At 70.8% G+C, this 16,015-nt stretch carries 16 protein-coding genes; 10 read left to right on the top strand and 6 right to left on the bottom strand.

From position 1 onward, the window contains the following. Both J2P76_RS16020 and J2P76_RS16015 read right to left on the bottom strand, forming a co-directional pair. A complete protein-coding gene (locus tag J2P76_RS16020) occupies nucleotides 1-2,175 on the bottom strand; it encodes a phosphocholine-specific phospholipase C (RefSeq protein ID WP_207408670.1) in 2,175 nt (724 codons plus the stop codon). Nucleotides 2,176-2,213: 38 nt separating this feature from the next. After that, entirely contained in the window at nucleotides 2,214-2,363 is a 150-nt protein-coding gene (locus J2P76_RS16015) for a hypothetical protein (protein ID WP_207408669.1), read from the bottom strand. Between the two features lie 196 nt (nucleotides 2,364-2,559). On the opposite strand from J2P76_RS16015, the gene J2P76_RS16010 reads away from it, so the two are divergent. The 9 genes from J2P76_RS16010 (at nucleotide 2,560) to gspN (ending at nucleotide 8,329) form a co-directional block, all read left to right on the top strand. Continuing rightward, the gene (locus tag J2P76_RS16010) at nucleotides 2,560-3,030 is read left to right on the top strand and encodes a type II secretion system protein N (RefSeq protein WP_242697387.1); all 471 of its coding nucleotides are present in this window, start codon (nucleotides 2,560-2,562) and stop codon (nucleotides 3,028-3,030) included. A 73-nt stretch (nucleotides 3,031-3,103) separates the two neighbouring features. Then, nucleotides 3,104-3,532, top strand: coding sequence for a type II secretion system major pseudopilin GspG (gspG, locus tag J2P76_RS16005; RefSeq protein WP_347565325.1), 429 nt, complete (start codon nucleotides 3,104-3,106; stop codon nucleotides 3,530-3,532). Continuing rightward, a complete protein-coding gene (gene gspH, locus J2P76_RS16000; RefSeq protein ID WP_207408667.1) occupies nucleotides 3,504-3,995 on the top strand; it encodes a type II secretion system minor pseudopilin GspH in 492 nt (163 codons plus the stop codon). The genes gspG and gspH overlap by 29 nt, the downstream gene beginning before the upstream one ends. After that, complete coding sequence (gspI, locus tag J2P76_RS15995; RefSeq protein WP_207408666.1) at nucleotides 3,982-4,377, top strand: type II secretion system minor pseudopilin GspI; 396 nt, start codon at nucleotides 3,982-3,984, stop codon at nucleotides 4,375-4,377. Before gspH ends, gspI begins: the two co-directional genes overlap by 14 nt. Further along, entirely contained in the window at nucleotides 4,377-4,976 is a 600-nt protein-coding gene (locus J2P76_RS15990; protein WP_207408665.1) for a PulJ/GspJ family protein, read from the top strand. The genes gspI and J2P76_RS15990 overlap by 1 nt, the downstream gene beginning before the upstream one ends. Then, a complete protein-coding gene (gene gspK / locus J2P76_RS15985) occupies nucleotides 4,973-5,911 on the top strand; it encodes a type II secretion system minor pseudopilin GspK (protein WP_207408664.1) in 939 nt (312 codons plus the stop codon). The genes J2P76_RS15990 and gspK overlap by 4 nt, the downstream gene beginning before the upstream one ends. Further along, nucleotides 5,890-6,972, top strand: a complete 1,083-nt coding sequence (locus J2P76_RS15980; RefSeq protein WP_207408663.1) for a GspL/Epsl periplasmic domain-containing protein — start codon at nucleotides 5,890-5,892, stop codon at nucleotides 6,970-6,972. Before gspK ends, J2P76_RS15980 begins: the two co-directional genes overlap by 22 nt. Then, the gene (gene gspM, locus J2P76_RS15975) at nucleotides 6,969-7,580 is read left to right on the top strand and encodes a type II secretion system protein GspM (RefSeq protein WP_207408662.1); all 612 of its coding nucleotides are present in this window, start codon (nucleotides 6,969-6,971) and stop codon (nucleotides 7,578-7,580) included. The genes J2P76_RS15980 and gspM overlap by 4 nt, the downstream gene beginning before the upstream one ends. Further along, complete coding sequence (gene gspN / locus J2P76_RS15970) at nucleotides 7,580-8,329, top strand: type II secretion system protein N (protein WP_242697386.1); 750 nt, start codon at nucleotides 7,580-7,582, stop codon at nucleotides 8,327-8,329. The genes gspM and gspN overlap by 1 nt, the downstream gene beginning before the upstream one ends. 132 nt (nucleotides 8,330-8,461) lie before the next feature. Here gspN and gspE read toward each other — a convergent pair whose 3' ends face one another. Both gspE and gspD read right to left on the bottom strand, forming a co-directional pair. Next, nucleotides 8,462-9,892, bottom strand: coding sequence for a type II secretion system ATPase GspE (gene gspE, locus J2P76_RS15965; RefSeq protein WP_207408661.1), 1,431 nt, complete (start codon nucleotides 9,890-9,892; stop codon nucleotides 8,462-8,464). After that, nucleotides 9,889-12,498, bottom strand: coding sequence for a type II secretion system secretin GspD (gspD, locus tag J2P76_RS15960; protein WP_207408660.1), 2,610 nt, complete (start codon nucleotides 12,496-12,498; stop codon nucleotides 9,889-9,891). The genes gspE and gspD overlap by 4 nt, the downstream gene beginning before the upstream one ends. A 124-nt stretch (nucleotides 12,499-12,622) precedes the next feature. Between gspD and gspF the strand changes: the two genes are divergently transcribed. Beyond that, entirely contained in the window at nucleotides 12,623-13,828 is a 1,206-nt protein-coding gene (gene gspF, locus J2P76_RS15955; RefSeq protein ID WP_207408659.1) for a type II secretion system inner membrane protein GspF, read from the top strand. Between the two features lie 152 nt (nucleotides 13,829-13,980). Here the strand turns inward: gspF and J2P76_RS15950 are convergent, their stop codons facing one another. Further along, on the bottom strand, nucleotides 13,981-14,319 hold the full coding sequence (locus J2P76_RS15950) for a P-II family nitrogen regulator (protein WP_012249775.1): 339 nt from the start codon (nucleotides 14,317-14,319) through the stop codon (nucleotides 13,981-13,983). A 42-nt stretch (nucleotides 14,320-14,361) separates the two neighbouring features. Next, nucleotides 14,362-15,996 carry an NAD+ synthase gene (locus J2P76_RS15945; protein WP_207408658.1) on the bottom strand — a complete coding sequence of 545 codons (1,635 nt, stop codon included), beginning with the start codon at nucleotides 15,994-15,996 and terminating at the stop codon, nucleotides 14,362-14,364. Nucleotides 15,997-16,015 lie beyond the last annotated feature (19 nt).

Below are 16,015 nucleotides of genomic sequence, written 5' to 3'. Positions count from 1 at the left end.
CTACGCGCCCGCCCCCATGGCCGGGTCGCTGATGGACGGCTTGCCGGTTTCCACGCGGCCGGCATAGCGGCGCAGGTAGCCGCCGTCGCCCGCCAGGGTGACGCTGAAGTCGTACCAGCCGCCGCTGTCGGCCAGCGCCCAGTGCTGCTCGACCTCGCCCCCCGCCGCCACCTCGAACGACCAGCTCTGGCCGCCCGGATAGTAGGCGTTGGGCTGCACCTGGAACGTGCACGGGGCCGCGCCGCGGTTCAGGAACGACACATACACATCGCCGCGGGTGATCTCGTAGCAGACGCGGATTTCCGAATCGGCCGACAGCGGGCCGATGCCTGCCAGGCTGCCCTTGAAATGGCGGTGATAGCCGTTCGGACCCAGCACCCACAGGTCATAGGCGCCGGCGTCGGCCGTGGCGTCCCAGCGGCCGTCCAGCTCGGTGCCGGCCTCGAGCGTGTAGCGGCGCGGCAGGCGGTCCAGGTGCAGGCGGTCGTACACATGGAACACGGCGGCGGCGGTGCCGGTATTGGCGAACAGCAGCTGCATGGCGCCGCCGGCGGCGTCGGCGCGCGCGCTGGTATGCAGTTCGTAAGGCAGCGCGCGCGAGAACCGCACACCGCGCGCCTGTGCCGGCACGGCCTGGCCGTCGACCGTGGGCACCGGCACCGGACCCAGCGCTTCCTGCTCGGCCCGGATCGCGTCGGCCTGCGCCTTGCTGAGCAGCTTCAGGTCGGGCAGGGGTTCGCTGTTGGGCGCGGCGAAATCGAACGCCGACACCAGGTCGCCCATCACGGCGCGGCGCCACGGGCTGATGTTGGCCTCGGCCACGCCGAAGCGGGCTTCCAGGAAGCGCAGCACCGAGGTGTGGTCGAACACTTGCGAATTCACCCAGCCGCCGCGGCTCCAGGGCGACACCACGTACATGGGCACGCGCGGGCCCGGGCCGTACACGCGCCGGTCGGCCGGGTCCTGGCGCGAGGCCACGGTATGGCGCTCGGCTGCGGTATCCACCGTGGAATCGCCCGCCATCGAGCCGTCGGGGTTCAGCGACGGCGCGGCCGGCGATGGCATATGGTCGAAAAAGCCGTCGTTCTCGTCGAAGTTGACCAGCAGCACGGTCTTGCTCCAGATCTCGGGATTCGCGGTAAGCGCGTCCAGCACTTCCTGGATGTACCAGGCGCCCTGCACCGGGCTGGACGGCCCGGGATGTTCGGAGTATTCGGCCGGCGCCACGATCCACGACACCTGCGGCAGGCTGCCGTTGGCGGCGTCGTCGCGCAGGGCCTGCAGCATGCCGCCATCGGGCATGGTATTGGCCACGCCCTTGTACAGCGGATTGGCGCCGTCGACGGCCGGCGTCCAGGCCGGATACGGCGCGCCGTCGGGGCCGTTGCCGGCCTGCTCGTTGGCGCGGCGGAACTGCTGGAAACCCGCCAGGGAATTGTCGGTGAAATTGTCGGGCAGGTTCTGGTAGACCTTCCAGCTTACGCCGGCCTGCTGCAGGCGTTCGGGATAGGTGGTCCAGTTCCAGCCTTCGGCAGAGGCTTCCAGGCCGTCCCACTGGTTGCGCGTCGAGGGCCCGTTGCCCGCGCCGGTGGGATCGTTGGTGCCGGTCCACAGGAACAGCCGGTTGGTGTTGGTGCCGCCATGCGTGGCGCAATGGTAGGCATCGCAAAGCGTGAATGCCTCGGCCAGCGCGAACTGGAACTCGAGCTCGGCGGCGCCGTAGTACCCCATGGAATGGTCGCGCTTGTGCAGCGGCCACTGGTCCATGCGCCCGCCGTCCCAGGCGGCCTGCGCATCGGGGTAGTCGTGCGGCGTGCCCGCCACGCGCTGCGCGTTGCCCTGGCTGGCATCCAGGTGGTAGGGCAGCACCAGGCGCGCGCCGTTGGACTGTTCCCACACCGAGCGGCCGTCGGGCAGGGGGATGGTGAGGCGGTCGCCGAAGCCGCGCACGCCCTTGAAAGTGCCGAAGTAATTGTCGAAAGAGCGGTTTTCCTGCATCAGGATCACCACGTGCTCGACGTCCTGGATCGTGCCGGTGCGATGGTTGGCCGGAATCGCCAGCGCGCGCCGGATGCTGGGGGGAAATGCCGACAGGGCGGCCACGCCGGACGCGGCGATGGCGCTGTTGCGCAGGAACCGGCGCTTGGCCGGTGAAGCGGGTCGATGTTGCGACATGGAAGGGAGATGTCCTGGAAAGTGTCGGGAAACGCGCCTCACGGCGCGCAGCGCAGCACGGGCTCGGAGGCCGTGGGGGGATTCGGCTGGCCGCTGTCGTCATCGTCCGAATCGCCGCTGCCGCAGGCCGCCAGCAGGGCACACAGCAGCGCCGCCATTCCCAGGCGGCGCCAGGTCATTACGCTCATGGTGTTCTGTTCCTTTTTCAGGCAATGGAAAAAACAAAAAGAACCCCGCCGGGGCGGGGACTTGCGCGGCGCACGGGCCGCACGACGATGCTAGGGATCAACAATGACAATTGCCCGACCGCGGCGGGCGCGCCGGCCGGCACGGCGGCGCCGGCCGCTCATATGGCTGTCATGTCGATCGGTTAGCGTCGGGGCCTTGTTCACCCACTACCGCCCTGCCCGCATGCGCCTGCGCCCGCCATTCGCCCTGCCCCCCGCCCCGCGCGCGCTGCGCGTGCTGGCCATCGCGGCCACGGCCGCCGGCGTCGGCCTGTGGTGCGCCATCCTGCTGGCGCCCGGGCCGGCCGAGCTGCCGCCGGCGCTGGCCGCCGCGTCGGCGCCGGCATCCGATACGCAGGCCGTGGCCATGCTGTTCGGCGCGGATGGCGCCATCGATACGCAAATCACGGTGCTGGGACTGATCGCGGCCGGCGCGCAGGGCTCGGCCGTGCTGAGCGTGGACGGCGGCCCGGCCCGCGCCTATCGTGTGGGCGCGGAGATCGCGCCGGGCCTGGCGCTGGCCGCCGTATCGCCGACCGGCGTCGAGCTGGACCGCAACGGCGCGCTGGTGCGCGCGGCGGCCCCCGCGCGCGCCGCCGCGCCGGCCGGGATCGTGCCCGCGCCCTGAAGCGCGGCAACAGTATTACTGTCATATTTTTGACGCATCATGCCCGCTTTCCATGAATGAGCGGAGAGTCTTCGTGCGTCAATTCCAGCGCCCGCGAGCCCGGCAGCAGGGCTTCACACTGATCGAGATCATGGTGGTGATCGTGATCATGGGGATCCTGGCCGCGCTGGTCGTTCCCCGCGTGCTGGACCGCCCCGACCAGGCGCGGCGCGTGGCCGCGCGCCAGGACATCAGCGGCCTGATGCAGGCCTTGAAGCTGTACCGCCTGGACAACGGCCGCTATCCGTCCGCCGCCCAGGGGCTGCAGGCGCTGGTGCAGCGCCCCGACGGCGCGCGCAACTGGCGGCCCTACCTGGACCGCCTGCCCAACGACCCCTGGGGCCACCCCTATCAGTACCTGAACCCCGGCGTCAAAGGCGAGATCGACGTATTCACGTTCGGGCCCGACAGCAAAGCGGGCGGAGAGCAGGACGATGCGGACATCGGCTCGTGGGATCTCTGAGCGCGGCTTCACGCTGATTGAAATGCTGGTGGTGGTGGCGATCATCGCCATCGCCGCGTCGATGGTGAGCCTGTCGGTGGCATCTTCTTCAGAGCGCTCGCTGCGCGCCGACGCCGAACGCCTGGTCGATGCTTTTGCGGTGGCGCAGAGCGAGGCGCGCAGCGACGGGCGGGCCATCCAGTGGCGCGCCGACGAGCGCGGCTGGTCGTTCGAGCGGCGCGGCAGGCCGGCGCGCCTGTCGGCGCAGGACGACGGCCCGCAGACCCCCGACCGCTTCACCAACGACCAGGTTCTGCACGCGCAGGCCTGGAGCGCGCCGCCCGTCAGCCTGCGGCGCGCGCCGGACCGCCCGGTCGTGTTCGGCACCGAATGGATCGCCGACCCGCTGGTGCTGGAACTGGCCTCGCGGGGCGACAGCGTGCGCATCGAACGCGACGCGGCAGGCGGCTATGCCATCCGGTAGGCAGCGCCGCGGCGGCGCCGCGCAGCGCGGCTTCACGCTGATCGAAGTGCTGGTGGCGCTGGCCATCATCGCGGTAGCCATGGGCGCCGCGATGCGCGCGACCCAGGTCATGCTGGACAACAGCCGCGCCATTCGCGACAAGACGCTGGCGCTGCTGGCGGCCGACAATGCCCTGGCCCAATTGCGGCTGGAACAGGCCTTTCCGCGCGCCGGCACGCAGACCGCGCCCTGCCCTCAGGGCACGCGGGCCTTGCGCTGCGAACTGGAAATACGCAATTCGCTGAACCGCAATTTCCGCCAGGTCACCGTGCGCGTGCACGACCCCGAGCGCAACGACGCCACGCTGGCCGAACTGACCGGCCTGCTGTCGCAGATCCGTTGATGCGCCCGCGCCGCCGCCCCGCCCGCCAGCAAGGCTTCACGCTGATCGAAGTGCTGATCGCCATTGCGCTGATGGCGGTCGTGAGCCTGCTGTCGTGGCAGGGCCTGGAACACGTGTCGGCGGCGCGCGACTGGCTGGGTGAACAGGCGCAGGACCAGGCCGTGGTGTTGCGCACGCTGGGGCAGGTCGAACGCGACCTGAACCGCGCCTATGCAGGCACGCCGGCCCAGGCCGGCGCCGCCACCCTGCTGCCGCCCGGCATACAGGTGGCGCAGTCGGCCGGCGCGGCGCTGCTGAACATCGTGCGCGCTACGCCGGACGGCGGCTTGTGGCAGCGCATCACGTGGCGCCTGCGGCCCGACGGCCTGTGGCGCTACAGCGGCGTGCCCGCGGCGCGCTATCCGCTGCCCGAGCCGGCCGAGGGCGTGCTGGTGATGCCCGGCGCCAGCGGGCTGGGCGTGCGCGCCTGGGTGCCCGGCCGCGGCTGGCGCGATCCGCTTCAGCCCGAGACCGAGCGCGCCACCGGGCTGGAAGTGGCCATCGAACGCCGCGGCCGCGGCCAGCCCGAACGCTATACCCGCATCGTGGTGCTGCCATGACCCCGCGCGCGCCAAGGCAGCAGGGCATGGCGGTGGTCAGCGCGCTGATCGTGGTCGCCATCGTCGCGGCCCTGACCAGCGGCCTGTTCCTGCGCCAGACTTCGGCCATCCGGCAGATCGAGAACGAACAGGCGCGCGTGCAGGCGCGCTGGCTGCTGCTGGGCGGCATCGACTGGGCGCGCCTGCTGCTGCGCGACAATGCCCGCCAGGAGGCCACCGTCAGGCGTGACCAGCTATGGTCGACGCCGGTGCTCGACACCCGCATCGAAGGCGACGACAGCGGGCGCGCCGCGGTGTTTTCCGGCGGCATCCAGGACGAACAGGGCAAATACAACTTGTACAACCTGGCCAGGCGCGGCGTGGTGGACCCGTCCCAGGTCGATGTGCTGGCGCGCCTGCTGGACCTGGTGGGCCTGCCCGCCACACTGGCGCCGCAACTGGCCGCGCAGGTCGCCCTGACGCAGAGCCGTGTGCCCGACACCGCGCCGGCCTCGTCGGCCGGCACGCAGGCCGGCGCCCAGGCGCCGCAGCCGCGCGGCATCGACGACCTGGCCGCGCAGCTGGGCGTGGACGACGCGGGCCGGCGGGCCATGCGCCGCACCATGACGCTGCTGCCGGCCGCCACCCTGGTCAATGTCAACACCGCCGAGCCGGAAGTGATCGCCGCGCTGGTGCCTGACCTGAGCCTGGCGCAGGCCCGCTCGGTGATGGGCGAGCGCGACCGGGGCCGCTGGTTCAACGACAGCGGCGACTTTGCCAACCGCCTGGCCGCGGGCGGAAAACCCCTGCAAGTACCGGCGGTGGCCACGACCAGCGAATGGTTCCTGGCCGACGGCACCGTGGCCTATCAACGCGCCCGCGTCAGCATGCAGGCCCTGCTGGCGATTTCCGGGCAGCGCGCTCCTGAAACCGTATGGATAAGAGAAACACCGTAAAGAACATCCTGCGCGTGGCCCTGCCGCCGCTGGCGGCCTGGTCGGACACGACCCCGCTGGCCTACGCCTGGCTGGACCGCCAGGGCCGCGCCGCACGCGGCGGCAGATTGGCGGCCGCCGCGCTGGCCGCCGCCTTTCCCCAGGCGCGCGTGCAGGCCATTCTGCATCCCGACGACGTGATCGTCGCCGCCGTCAGCGTGCCGGCCGTGCCGGCCAGCCGCCACGCGGCCGCCGTGCGCGGCACGCTGGAAGGCCTGGTGCTCGGCGATCTCGAGGCGCTGGCCGTGGGGCACGGCGGCCGCGCCGCCGATGGCACGGTGCTGGCCGCCTGGATGGCGCGCGACGCCCTGCGCGCGGCCTGGCAGCGGCTGTCGGCCGCGGGGCTGGCCGTGCAGGCGTTTTATCCCCTGCAGGTCTGGTCCGATGCGCCCGAACAGGCGCGGCCCGCGGCGCTGGATGGTATTCACGATGCGCGCTGGCAGGCGCCCGGGCCGGGCTGGTCGCTGGCGCTGCCGCAATTGGCGCCCAGGCAGCCTTCGCGCTGGCGCGGCGCGTGGGCCTGGCTGGCGGCCGCCGCGGCGGTGTGGATCCTGGGCCTGAACCTGTATGCCGTGCAGCTTGGCGACGAAGCCGGGCGGCTGCGCCAGCGCATGGAGCAGGACGTGCGCGACGCGTTTCCGGATATCCCGGTCGTGCTGGACCCCTTGCGCCAGGCGCAGCAGGCCCGCGATGCGCTGCGGGCCGGCCAGGGCAAGGCCGCGGGCAACGATTTCCTGTCGCTGGCCCGCGTGGCCGCGCAGGTGCTGCCGTTCGCGGCCGACGCCGTCGACCGGCTGGCCTATCGCGACGAGGTGCTGACGCTGCGCCTGCATGACGGGCATGCCGATGCGGCGCCGGGCAGTGCGCCCGCCGCCGGGGCGGCCACGCCATCGGCTGCCGCCGGCGCGGCCGCCGACCGCCTGGCCGACACGGCCGCCATTCTGCAACGCGCCGCGGCGCTGGGCGCGCGCGTGGAACGCGACGACAGCGGCGCCTGGCGCATCCTGCGAGCCCAGCCATGACCCTTATCGCTTCCTTGCGCGACCGCCTCGCCCCCTGGACCGCGCGCGCCGCAGCCTGGCGCCGGCGCGCCGTGTCCTGGTATGCGCAGCGGGCGCGCCGCGAGCAGCAGCTGCTGGCCGGGGCCGGCGCGTTGATGGCCGCCGCATTCGTGTTCCTGGTCTTGATCGAACCGGCCTGGTCGACCGTGAAACAGGCCAGGCGGGAACTGCCCGGCCTGCGCGCCCAGGCCGCCACGGTGGCCGAACTGACCGCCCAGGTGCGCGCCCTGCGGCGCCAGGACGCCGGCGCGGCAAGCGCGGCGCCCGCCATCGCCGAACTGGCCGCCAGCCTGCGCCGCGAAGGCCTGCCGCAAGCCAGCTGGTCGCTGGCCGAGGCGGCGGCCAGGCCGGCGCCGGCGGATTCGAAAACGCCGGCGCCCTCGCCCGCCATCGCGCTGACCCTGCGCGACGCGCCCGCAGCGGCCTTGTTCCGCTGGCTGGACACCACGGCGCGCGACTGGCGCCTGTCGGTGGCGGATGCCGAACTCGTCCGCGCGACGAATCCCGCCGGCCGGCGCCTGCCTGGCCGCCTGAGCGGCACCCTGACCCTGCTTCCCGCCCTGCCCTGATGCGTTTACCCCTGCCCGCAAGCTTCTCGCCGCCGCTGGCGGCCCTGGCGCTGTGCTGCGCCCTGCTGGCCGCGCTGCCGGTCTTGCCGGCGCGCTGGCTGCTGCTGGCCCTGCCCGACGACGCCATGGCCACGCTGGCCGATGCCGACGGTACGATCTGGCACGGCAGCGCCCGGCTGGCGCTGGGCCCGCCGGGCGGCCGCCACCTGCTGTCCGAACCGCTGCGCTGGCAGTGGCGCGACGGCGCGGTGGAAATCTCGCATGCCTGGCTGCGCGGCCCCGTGCGCGTACAGCCAGGTTGGTCCGGCATCACGGTGTCCGGCCAGAACCTGCGCCTGCCCGCCGCGGCGCTGGCCGCCTTCGGGGCGCCGCTGAACACCGTGGCCCCCGCCGGACAGGTCGAGATCGAATGGCGATCTTTCTCGCCGAGCCGCCTGCCCGCCAGCGGCACCCTGGCCACCGGCCACTGGACCAATGCCGGTTCGGCCCTGTCGCATGTGCGCCCCCTGGGCGACTACACCCTGCGCGTCACCGCCGACAATGGCGCGCTGCGCCTGGCGCTGAGCACCGACTCCGGCGTGCTGTCAGTCACCGGGCAGGGCCGCCTGCAGCGCGGCCGCCTGCATTTCCGCGGCGAAGCCGCCCCCGCCGACAATGCCACCCCCGCCCAACGTGCCGCCCTGACCGGCCTGTTGAGCGCGCTGGGCCCGGTGTCGAACGGCAAAAGCCATTTCGGCACGCCGCAGTGATCAAGGTGCAGGCTTATCAGGTGTCAGGCTCCGCAGGTGCCTGACACCGTACTGTTGAGACAGTCGCTGCGCACTTCGGTGTCTGGCACCCACGAAGCCAGACACCTGTGTCACACCCCTATACCGCCAGGGTCACGCTTCGCGGGTCACGCGCAGGATTTCTTCCGGCGCGGTCACGCCGGCTTCGACCCAGCGCTGGCCGTCGTCGCGCAGGGTACGCATGCCGCCCCGCAGCGCCTGGGCCCGCAGCGCCTGTTCGTCGCGTCCTTCATGGATCAGGTGGCGCACGTCGTCGTCCACCGCGAACAGCTCGTGGATCCCCGAGCGTCCGCTGTAGCCCGTGTGGTTGCACGCTTCGCACCCCACCGGCCGATATACCAGCCGCCCGTCGGGCAGGGTATCCGGCCGGCGGCACTGCTGGCACAGGCGGCGCACCAGCCGCTGCGCCAGCACCCCCAGCAGCGACGAAGCCAGCAGGAAAGGTTCGACCCCCATGTCGACCAGACGCGTCACCGCCGAGGTGGCGTCGTTGGTGTGCAGCGTGGCCAGCACCAGGTGGCCGGTCAGTGAGGCCTGCACGGCGATCTGCGCGGTTTCCAGGTCGCGGATCTCGCCGATCATGATCACATCCGGGTCTTGCCGCAGAATGGCCCGCAGCGCCAGCGCGAAGGTCATGTCGATCTTGGCGTTGACCTGGGTCTGGCTGATGCCCGGCAAGTCGTATTCGATGGGGTCTTCCACCGTCAGGATATTGGTGGTGGACGCATCCAGCCGCGCCAGCGCCGCATACAGGGTAGTGGTCTTGCCGCTGCCGGTCGGGCCGGTGACCAGCACGATGCCGTGCGGCTGGCGGATCAGCCCGTCCAGCTGCGCCAGCACCTGCGGGCTCATACCCAGCTTCTCGAGCTGCAGCCGCCCGGCTTCCTTGTCGAGCAGGCGCAGGACCGCGCGCTCGCCATGGCCTGTGGGCAGCGTGGACACCCGCACGTCGATGGGCCGCCCGCCCACCCGCAGCGCGATGCGGCCGTCCTGCGGCAGGCGCTTCTCGGCAATGTCGAGGTTGGCCATGATCTTGATGCGCGATATCAGCGCCGAATGCAGCGCCTTGCGCGGGCTGACCACGTCGCGCAGCACGCCGTCGACGCGATAGCGCACCACCGAATGGCTTTCGTAGGGCTCGATGTGCATGTCGCTGGCGCCGTCGCGCGCCGCCTGCGTGAACAGCGCGTTGATCATGCGGATCACCGGCGCGTCGTCCTGCGTTTCGAGCAGGTCGGCCACTTCGGGAATATCCTGCAGCAGCCGGTCCAGGTCGATTTCGTTTTCGGCCACGCCCATCACCGAGGCCGCATCGGCCGTGTCGCTATAGGCGGCGTTGAGCAGGGTCTCCAGCGCATCGTCCGACACCTCGGCCACCGGCACGTCGCCGTGGCAGCGCAGGATCTCCCGCACCGCCCAGGCCGGCGTGCGCGCGCTGGTGGTCAGCTGCGACGCGCCCGGCCGCAGCAGCAGCACCGCGCGCTGCGCGCGCGCCCAGCTGTAGGGCAAGGGGTAGGCGTTCACAGGTGCGTCACCAGCTCGGCGCGATAGCCCAGCTCTTTGAGCAGGGCCACCGCCGTGTCAACGGTGGTGGCGTCGCGCGCCACGTCCGAGCGCACCACATAGCCCTGCCCGCCCGGGCCGACCTGCACATAGGCGCTCAGGCCGCTGATGCGGACCCGCTTCGCGATGCGGTCGGCCTCGGCCTGGTCGGCCACCATGGCCACCTGCAGAATGGTGGTGTCCTGGCGCGTCTCGGCATACAGGGCCGACGGATCGGTGGCGATGCTGACGCCCAGCGGCAGGTTGGCGCGTATCGGGCTGCCCGGGTCCGACCCGCCCGGCGGCGCCGGCAGCTGGCGCACCTGGAAAGTCTGTGTCGTGGTCGGCGGCTTGCGCCGCATCGTGGCGGCCGCCGCCCCGGGACGCATGTCATAGTCGGCGCTGCCCACGGCCTGCACGCGCGCCGGCGGCAGCAGCGGCGCCTGCACGTCCGGCAGCAGCCAGTGCTTGCCCGGCTGCGCCTGGCTTTGCGCGCGGCGCATGTAGTCGTAGCGGTTCAGGGTCACATTGGCGCTGTCGCGCGCGTCGCGCACCACGAACGGCCGCAGGAACACCATCAGGTTGCTCTTGGTGCGCTGGCGCGTGTCGTAGCGGAACAAGGCGCCCAGCAGCGGAATCGAACTCAGGCCGGGCACGGCGTTGGTGGTGGACGTCACCCGGTCTTCCAGCAAGCCGCCCAGCACGATGATCTGGCCGTCGTCGACCAGCACGCTGGTGTCGATGGCGCGCTTGTTGGTCACCAGGCCGGTGGTCTCGCTGGAGCTGGCTTCGTCGATGCTGCTGACTTCCTGGTAGATGTCCAGCTTGACCGCGCCGCCTTCCGAAATCTGCGGGCGGATATTCAGCTTCAGGCCGATATCTTCGCGCTCGATCGTCTGGAACGGGTTGGTGCTGCCGGCGCTGCCGGACGTGACATACTGGCCAGTGACGAAGGGCACGGTCTTGCCCACCAGGATGCTGGCGGGCTCGTTGTCGAGCGTCAGCAGGTTGGGCGTGGACAGGATGTTGGCTTCGCCGCTGTTCTGCAGGGCCCGCGCCAGCACATTCAAATTGAGCACCTGGTTGCCCAGCACGTCGACCGTGCCCTTGACCAGCCCCAGCGTCAGGCCGCGCCCCAGCGCGTCCAGCGTAGTGGCCCCCGTGCCGGCGCTGCCGATGCCGCTGCCGCCCAGGTTGGTGCCGCCGACAAAGCCGCTGCCGTCCAGGCTGCCGGCGCCCGTCATCCACTGGATGCCGAACTCGGCCGCCTTTTCCTGGCTGACCTCGACGATCAGGCTTTCCACCAGAACTTGCGCGCGGCGCTGGTCGAGCTGGTCGATCACCTCGCGCAGGCTGCGGTACAGCGGCTCGGGCGCCGAGATGATCAGCGTGTTGGTGGACGGGTCGGCCTGCACGGTGGCGCCGCCGCCCGAATACGACACCGCCTCGCCCGCGCCGCCGTCGTCGCGCTCGATAGGCTGCTGGTTGAACGAGCCGCTGCCGCCCAGCCCGCCCGAACTGCCGCTGGACATGCCCACCTGAGTGCTCGACGCACGCGAAGCCGACGTGCGGCCGCCGGCCCGGCCCGTGCCTGCCGCGCCCGTGCCGGCGCCGCCGCCGGCCGCGCCGCCGGCATCGCGGCCCGCGCCGTTCAGGGCCTGGCTGGCCAGCAGGCCGCCCAGCACCTCGGCCATGCGCGATGCCTGTGCGTTGCGCAAGTACACCACGTGCAGGTTGCCGGGCCGCGCCTGCTCGGAATCCAGCTTCTGGATCAGGTCGCGCGCCAGGCGGGTGCGGGCCGGGCTGCCGGCGCGCACCAGCACGCTGTTGGTGCGCGGGTCGGCCACCATGGCAATGCGCTGGCTGGCGTCGCCGTTCTGTGCGTCGAGCAGCTGCGTGGCCAGCGAGGCCAGGTCACTGGCCACGCCGTATTTCACGGGCACGACGTCGGTATCGATGGCGGTGGGCACATCCACCTTGGCGATCACGCGGGCGATGCGTTCCAGGTTGTCGGCATAGTCGGTGACCACCAGCGTGTTGTTGCCGGGATAGGCATTGATGGGATTATTTGGGGGCACCAGCGGCCGCAGCACCGGCAGCAGGTTGGCGGCGTTCTCGTACTTCAGCGAAAACACCCGCGTCACCACTTCGCTGCCGCGCGCATCGCGCGCGAAATCCGCCATCGGCACCGGGGCCGGCGCGCCGGTGCGGCGCGGCGTGTCGGCCACCACCGCGCTGCCCTGCAGCTTGGCATCCGCTTCGGGCACCACGCGCGTCACGCCGTCGACTTCGACAATGGCAAAGCCCTGCATGCGCAGCGCGCCGGCCAGCATCGTCAAGGCCGTGTCGCGGTCGACCGGTCGTTCCGACACCAGCGTCAGCTTGCCCTTGACGCGCGGATCCACCAGGTAGTTGCGCTGCGTGAACAGCGACAGCGCGCGCAGCACGGCCGGGATATCGGTGTCGACGAAGTTCAGGCTGACGCGCTGCTCGGAAGGCTGTGCCTGCGCCAGCACGGGCAACGGCGACACTGCCGCGCACGCGGCGGCAAGCAGGACGGCCAGGGTGTTTTTTCTAAGGCGGCGCATGAGTTCTCGACAGCAAAAGCAGTGAAATTGCGGCCGAGTATACGGGGTACCCCTGCAACACTACGGTCATAATTCGCGCTCAATGTGACGGCCTGAAAACCCCTGAAATCACGAGTTTTTTCGCATGCCGTCGTTCCGCTATGAAGCCACCGACCTGGTGGGAAAAATCGTCCATGGCACGCTCGATGCCGAGACCGAGCGCAGCGCGCGCAACCAGCTGCGCGCGCGCGGGCTGCTGCCGCTGTCGACCATGCCGGCGGCATCGCGCCAGGGGGGCTCGGGGCTGCCGCAGCGCCGCCTGTCGGACACCGAGCTGGCATGGCTGACGCGCCAGCTGGCCAGCCTGCTGGCCGCGCGCCTGCCGCTGGACGCCGCGTTGAACGCCACGCTGGAGCAGGCCGAAAGCCGCCACGTGGCCGGCGCGCTGGCTGGCGTGCGCGACGAGGTGCGGGCCGGCTATCGCCTGGCCGACGCGCTGGCCACGCGGCCGCGCGATTTTCCCGAGATCTACCGCGCGCTGGTCGCGGCCGGCGAAGAATCGGGCGACCTGGCGCAAGTCATGGAAAAACTGGCGGGCTACATCGAAGAACGCAATGCGCTGCGCAGCAAGGTCATGACGGCATTCATCTATCCCGCGGTGGTGGCGTGCGTATCGGTGGTGATCGTGGCGTTCCTGCTGGGCTATGTGGTGCCGCAGGTCATCACCGCGTTCGACCACGCGCATCAACAGCTGCCGCTGCTGACTCGCGTCATGCTGGCGCTGAGCGACTTCGTGCGCCAATGGGGCTGGGCCACGGCCTTCGGCGCCGCGGCGGCGTTCGCGCTGTGGCGCGCCGCGCTGCGCGCGCCGGCGCGGCGCGAGGCCTGGCATGCCCGCCTGCTGCGCCTGCCGCTGATCGGGCGTTTCGTTCTGGGCGTGGACGCCGCGCGCTTTGCCTCTACCCTGGCGATCCTGAGCGGCAGCGGCGTCAGCCTGCTGGGCGCCTTGAACGCGGCGCGCCGCACGCTGGGCAACGACCGGCTGCGCCGCGCGGTGGACGAGGCCGCCGAACGCGTGCGCGAAGGCGCGCCGCTGGCTTCGGCGCTGGCGGCGCAGAAGGTGTTCCCGTCGTTATTGATTCACCTGATCGCCAGCGGCGAGAAGACCGGCCGACTGCCCGAACTGCTGGAGCGCGGCGCGCAGAACCTGTCGCGCGATCTCGAACGGCGCGCCATGGCCATGACCGCGCTGCTGGAGCCGCTGCTCATCCTGCTGATGGGCGGCTTCGTGCTGCTGATCGTGCTGGCGGTGATGATGCCGATTCTGGAGATGAACCAGCTGGTTAGATAGCCCACCCCCCGAAGCGCTGCGCGCTTCCCCCCTTCAAGGGGGGCGACGCTGGCGGACCGGCGAAGCCGGCTCCGCGGCGTCCCCACTTTGGCCGCACCCATTTTCTGCCACGCAGGTGCAGGCTCCGCAGGCGCCTGACACCGATCAAGAAACTACAGCGCCTGTTCGCCGTTTTCGCCGGTGCGGATGCGGATGGCCTGTTCCACCGGGGTGACGAAGATCTTGCCGTCGCCGATCTTGCCGGTGCGGGCCGCCTTGATGACGGCTTCGATGGCGGGTTCGACCATGTCGTCGGCCAGCACCACCTCGACCCGGATCTTGGGCAGGAAGTCCACCACGTACTCGGCCCCGCGGTACAGCTCGGTGTGCCCTTTCTGGCGGCCGAAGCCCTTGACTTCGGTGACCGTCAGGCCGCTGACGCCGACTTCGGCCAGCGCCTCGCGCACCTCGTCGAGCTTGAAGGGTTTGATGATGGCGGTGACTTGTTTCACGTTGTTGTGGTCCTGAAGATGAGCGAATGGCGGCGCAGGTGTTCAGACGGTTTCCCGGAACCCGTTGGTGACAGGATAGCGCCAATCCCGGCCAAAGGCGCGCGGCGTGATGCGCGGCCCCGGCGGCGCCTGGCGGCGCTTGTATTCGTTGATGCGGATCAGGCGCACTACCTGCTCGACCGCGGCCTGGGGAAAACCCGCGGCCACGATGTCGGCGGCCGACTGGTTGCGTTCCATGTAGCGTTCCATGATGCCGTCGAGGATGTCGTACGGCGGCAGGCTGTCCTGGTCGGTCTGGTCGGGGCGCAGCTCGGCCGAGGGCGGACGCGTGATGATGCGGCGCGGAATGACTTCGTGTTCGCGGTTGCGCCATTCGGCCAGGCGGTACACCAGCGTCTTGGGCACGTCTTTGATGACCGCGAAGCCGCCGGCCATGTCGCCGTACAGCGTGCAGTAGCCGGTAGTGAGTTCGGACTTGTTGCCGGTGGTGAGCACCAGCTGGCCGGTTTTGTTGGACAGCGCCATCAGCAGCGTGCCGCGCACCCGCGCCTGGATGTTTTCTTCGGTAGCGTCGACCGGCAGGCCGGCGAACTGCGGCGCCAGCATGGCCTCGAAGGCGTCGACCGCCGGGCCGATGGCGATATCGTCGTGGCGCACGCCCAGCCGCCGCGCCATGTCGCCCGCGTCGGTCTGCGAGATGTCGGCTGTATAGCGCGACGGCATCATTACCGTGCGCACGTTGCCGGCGCCCAGGGCGTCTACCGCCACCGCCAGCACCACGGCCGAATCGATGCCGCCGGACAGCCCGATGATGGCGCCGGGAAAGCCGTTCTTGCCCAGGTAGTCGCGCACGGCCAGCACCAGCGCGTTCCAGACCTGCTCTTCGAGGCAGTACGGCGCGACGTCGGCATGGCGCGATACCGGGCGGATGGCGCCCGAGCTGTCGGCTTCGACCACGTTGACGCCTTCGGCATAGTCGGGCAGACGCGCCGCCGGCCGGCCTTGCGCGTCGAGCGCGAACGAGGCGCCATCGAAGACCAGTTCGTCCTGGCCGCCCACCAGGTTGGCGTAGATGACGGCGCAGCCGGTGTCCTGCGCGCAGCGGCGCGCCACTTGCAGGCGCTCGTCCTGCTTGCCGGTGTTGTAGGGCGAGGCATTGGGCACCAACAGCACCTGCGCGCCGGCCTGCGCCGCGGCGCGCGGGGCGCGCTCGAACCACATGTCTTCGCAGATGTTCACGCCGAAGCGCACGCCCTTGACCTCGAATACCAGCGGCTGGTCGGCCGCGGCGAAGTAGCGCTGTTCGTCGAACACCGAATAATTGGGCAGCTCGCGCTTGCAGTACACGCCCACCACCCGGCCGTCGCACAATACCGTGGCGGCGTTGTACAGCTTGCCGCCGCGCGCCAGCACATGCCCCACCAGCAGGTGCAGCCCGGCCAGGCCGGCGGTGTCGCGGCGCAGCTGCTCCAGCGCGGCTTCCTGGCTTTCGACGAAGTGCGGCCGCAGCAGCAAGTCTTCGGGCGGATAGCCGGTCAGCACCAGCTCGGGCGTGACCAGCACGTCGGCGCCCTGCTCGTGGGCGGAACGGGCGGCCTTCAGGACGCGGGCGGCGTTGCCCTTGATATCGCCTACACAGGCGTTGATTTGCGCAATTGCAACCCGGGCAGCGCTCATGGACGACGGTTCCAGATCG

The sequence above is a fragment of the Bordetella petrii genome (assembly GCF_017356245.1).
Classification (GTDB): domain Bacteria; phylum Pseudomonadota; class Gammaproteobacteria; order Burkholderiales; family Burkholderiaceae_B; genus Bordetella_A; species Bordetella_A petrii_D.
Note: the sequence above shows the minus strand (reverse complement) of the source record. Positions and strands in the feature narration are given on the sequence as shown.

Excerpts from the sequence above, each read along its gene's own strand:
- J2P76_RS16020 (WP_207408670.1), bottom strand. The coding sequence starts at position 2,175 with ATGTCGCAACATCGACCCGCTTCACCGGCCAAGCGCCGGTTCCTGCGC.
- J2P76_RS16015 (WP_207408669.1), bottom strand. The coding sequence starts at position 2,363 with ATGAGCGTAATGACCTGGCGCCGCCTGGGAATGGCGGCGCTGCTGTGT.
- gspH (WP_207408667.1), top strand. The coding sequence starts at position 3,504 with ATGCGGACATCGGCTCGTGGGATCTCTGAGCGCGGCTTCACGCTGATT.
- gspI (WP_207408666.1), top strand. The coding sequence starts at position 3,982 with ATGCCATCCGGTAGGCAGCGCCGCGGCGGCGCCGCGCAGCGCGGCTTC.
- J2P76_RS15990 (WP_207408665.1), top strand. The coding sequence starts at position 4,377 with ATGCGCCCGCGCCGCCGCCCCGCCCGCCAGCAAGGCTTCACGCTGATC.
- gspK (WP_207408664.1), top strand. The coding sequence starts at position 4,973 with ATGACCCCGCGCGCGCCAAGGCAGCAGGGCATGGCGGTGGTCAGCGCG.
- J2P76_RS15980 (WP_207408663.1), top strand. The coding sequence starts at position 5,890 with ATGGATAAGAGAAACACCGTAAAGAACATCCTGCGCGTGGCCCTGCCG.
- gspM (WP_207408662.1), top strand. The coding sequence starts at position 6,969 with ATGACCCTTATCGCTTCCTTGCGCGACCGCCTCGCCCCCTGGACCGCG.
- gspN (WP_242697386.1), top strand. The coding sequence starts at position 7,580 with ATGCGTTTACCCCTGCCCGCAAGCTTCTCGCCGCCGCTGGCGGCCCTG.
- gspD (WP_207408660.1), bottom strand. The coding sequence starts at position 12,498 with ATGCGCCGCCTTAGAAAAAACACCCTGGCCGTCCTGCTTGCCGCCGCG.
- gspF (WP_207408659.1), top strand. The coding sequence starts at position 12,623 with ATGCCGTCGTTCCGCTATGAAGCCACCGACCTGGTGGGAAAAATCGTC.
- J2P76_RS15945 (WP_207408658.1), bottom strand. The coding sequence starts at position 15,996 with ATGAGCGCTGCCCGGGTTGCAATTGCGCAAATCAACGCCTGTGTAGGC.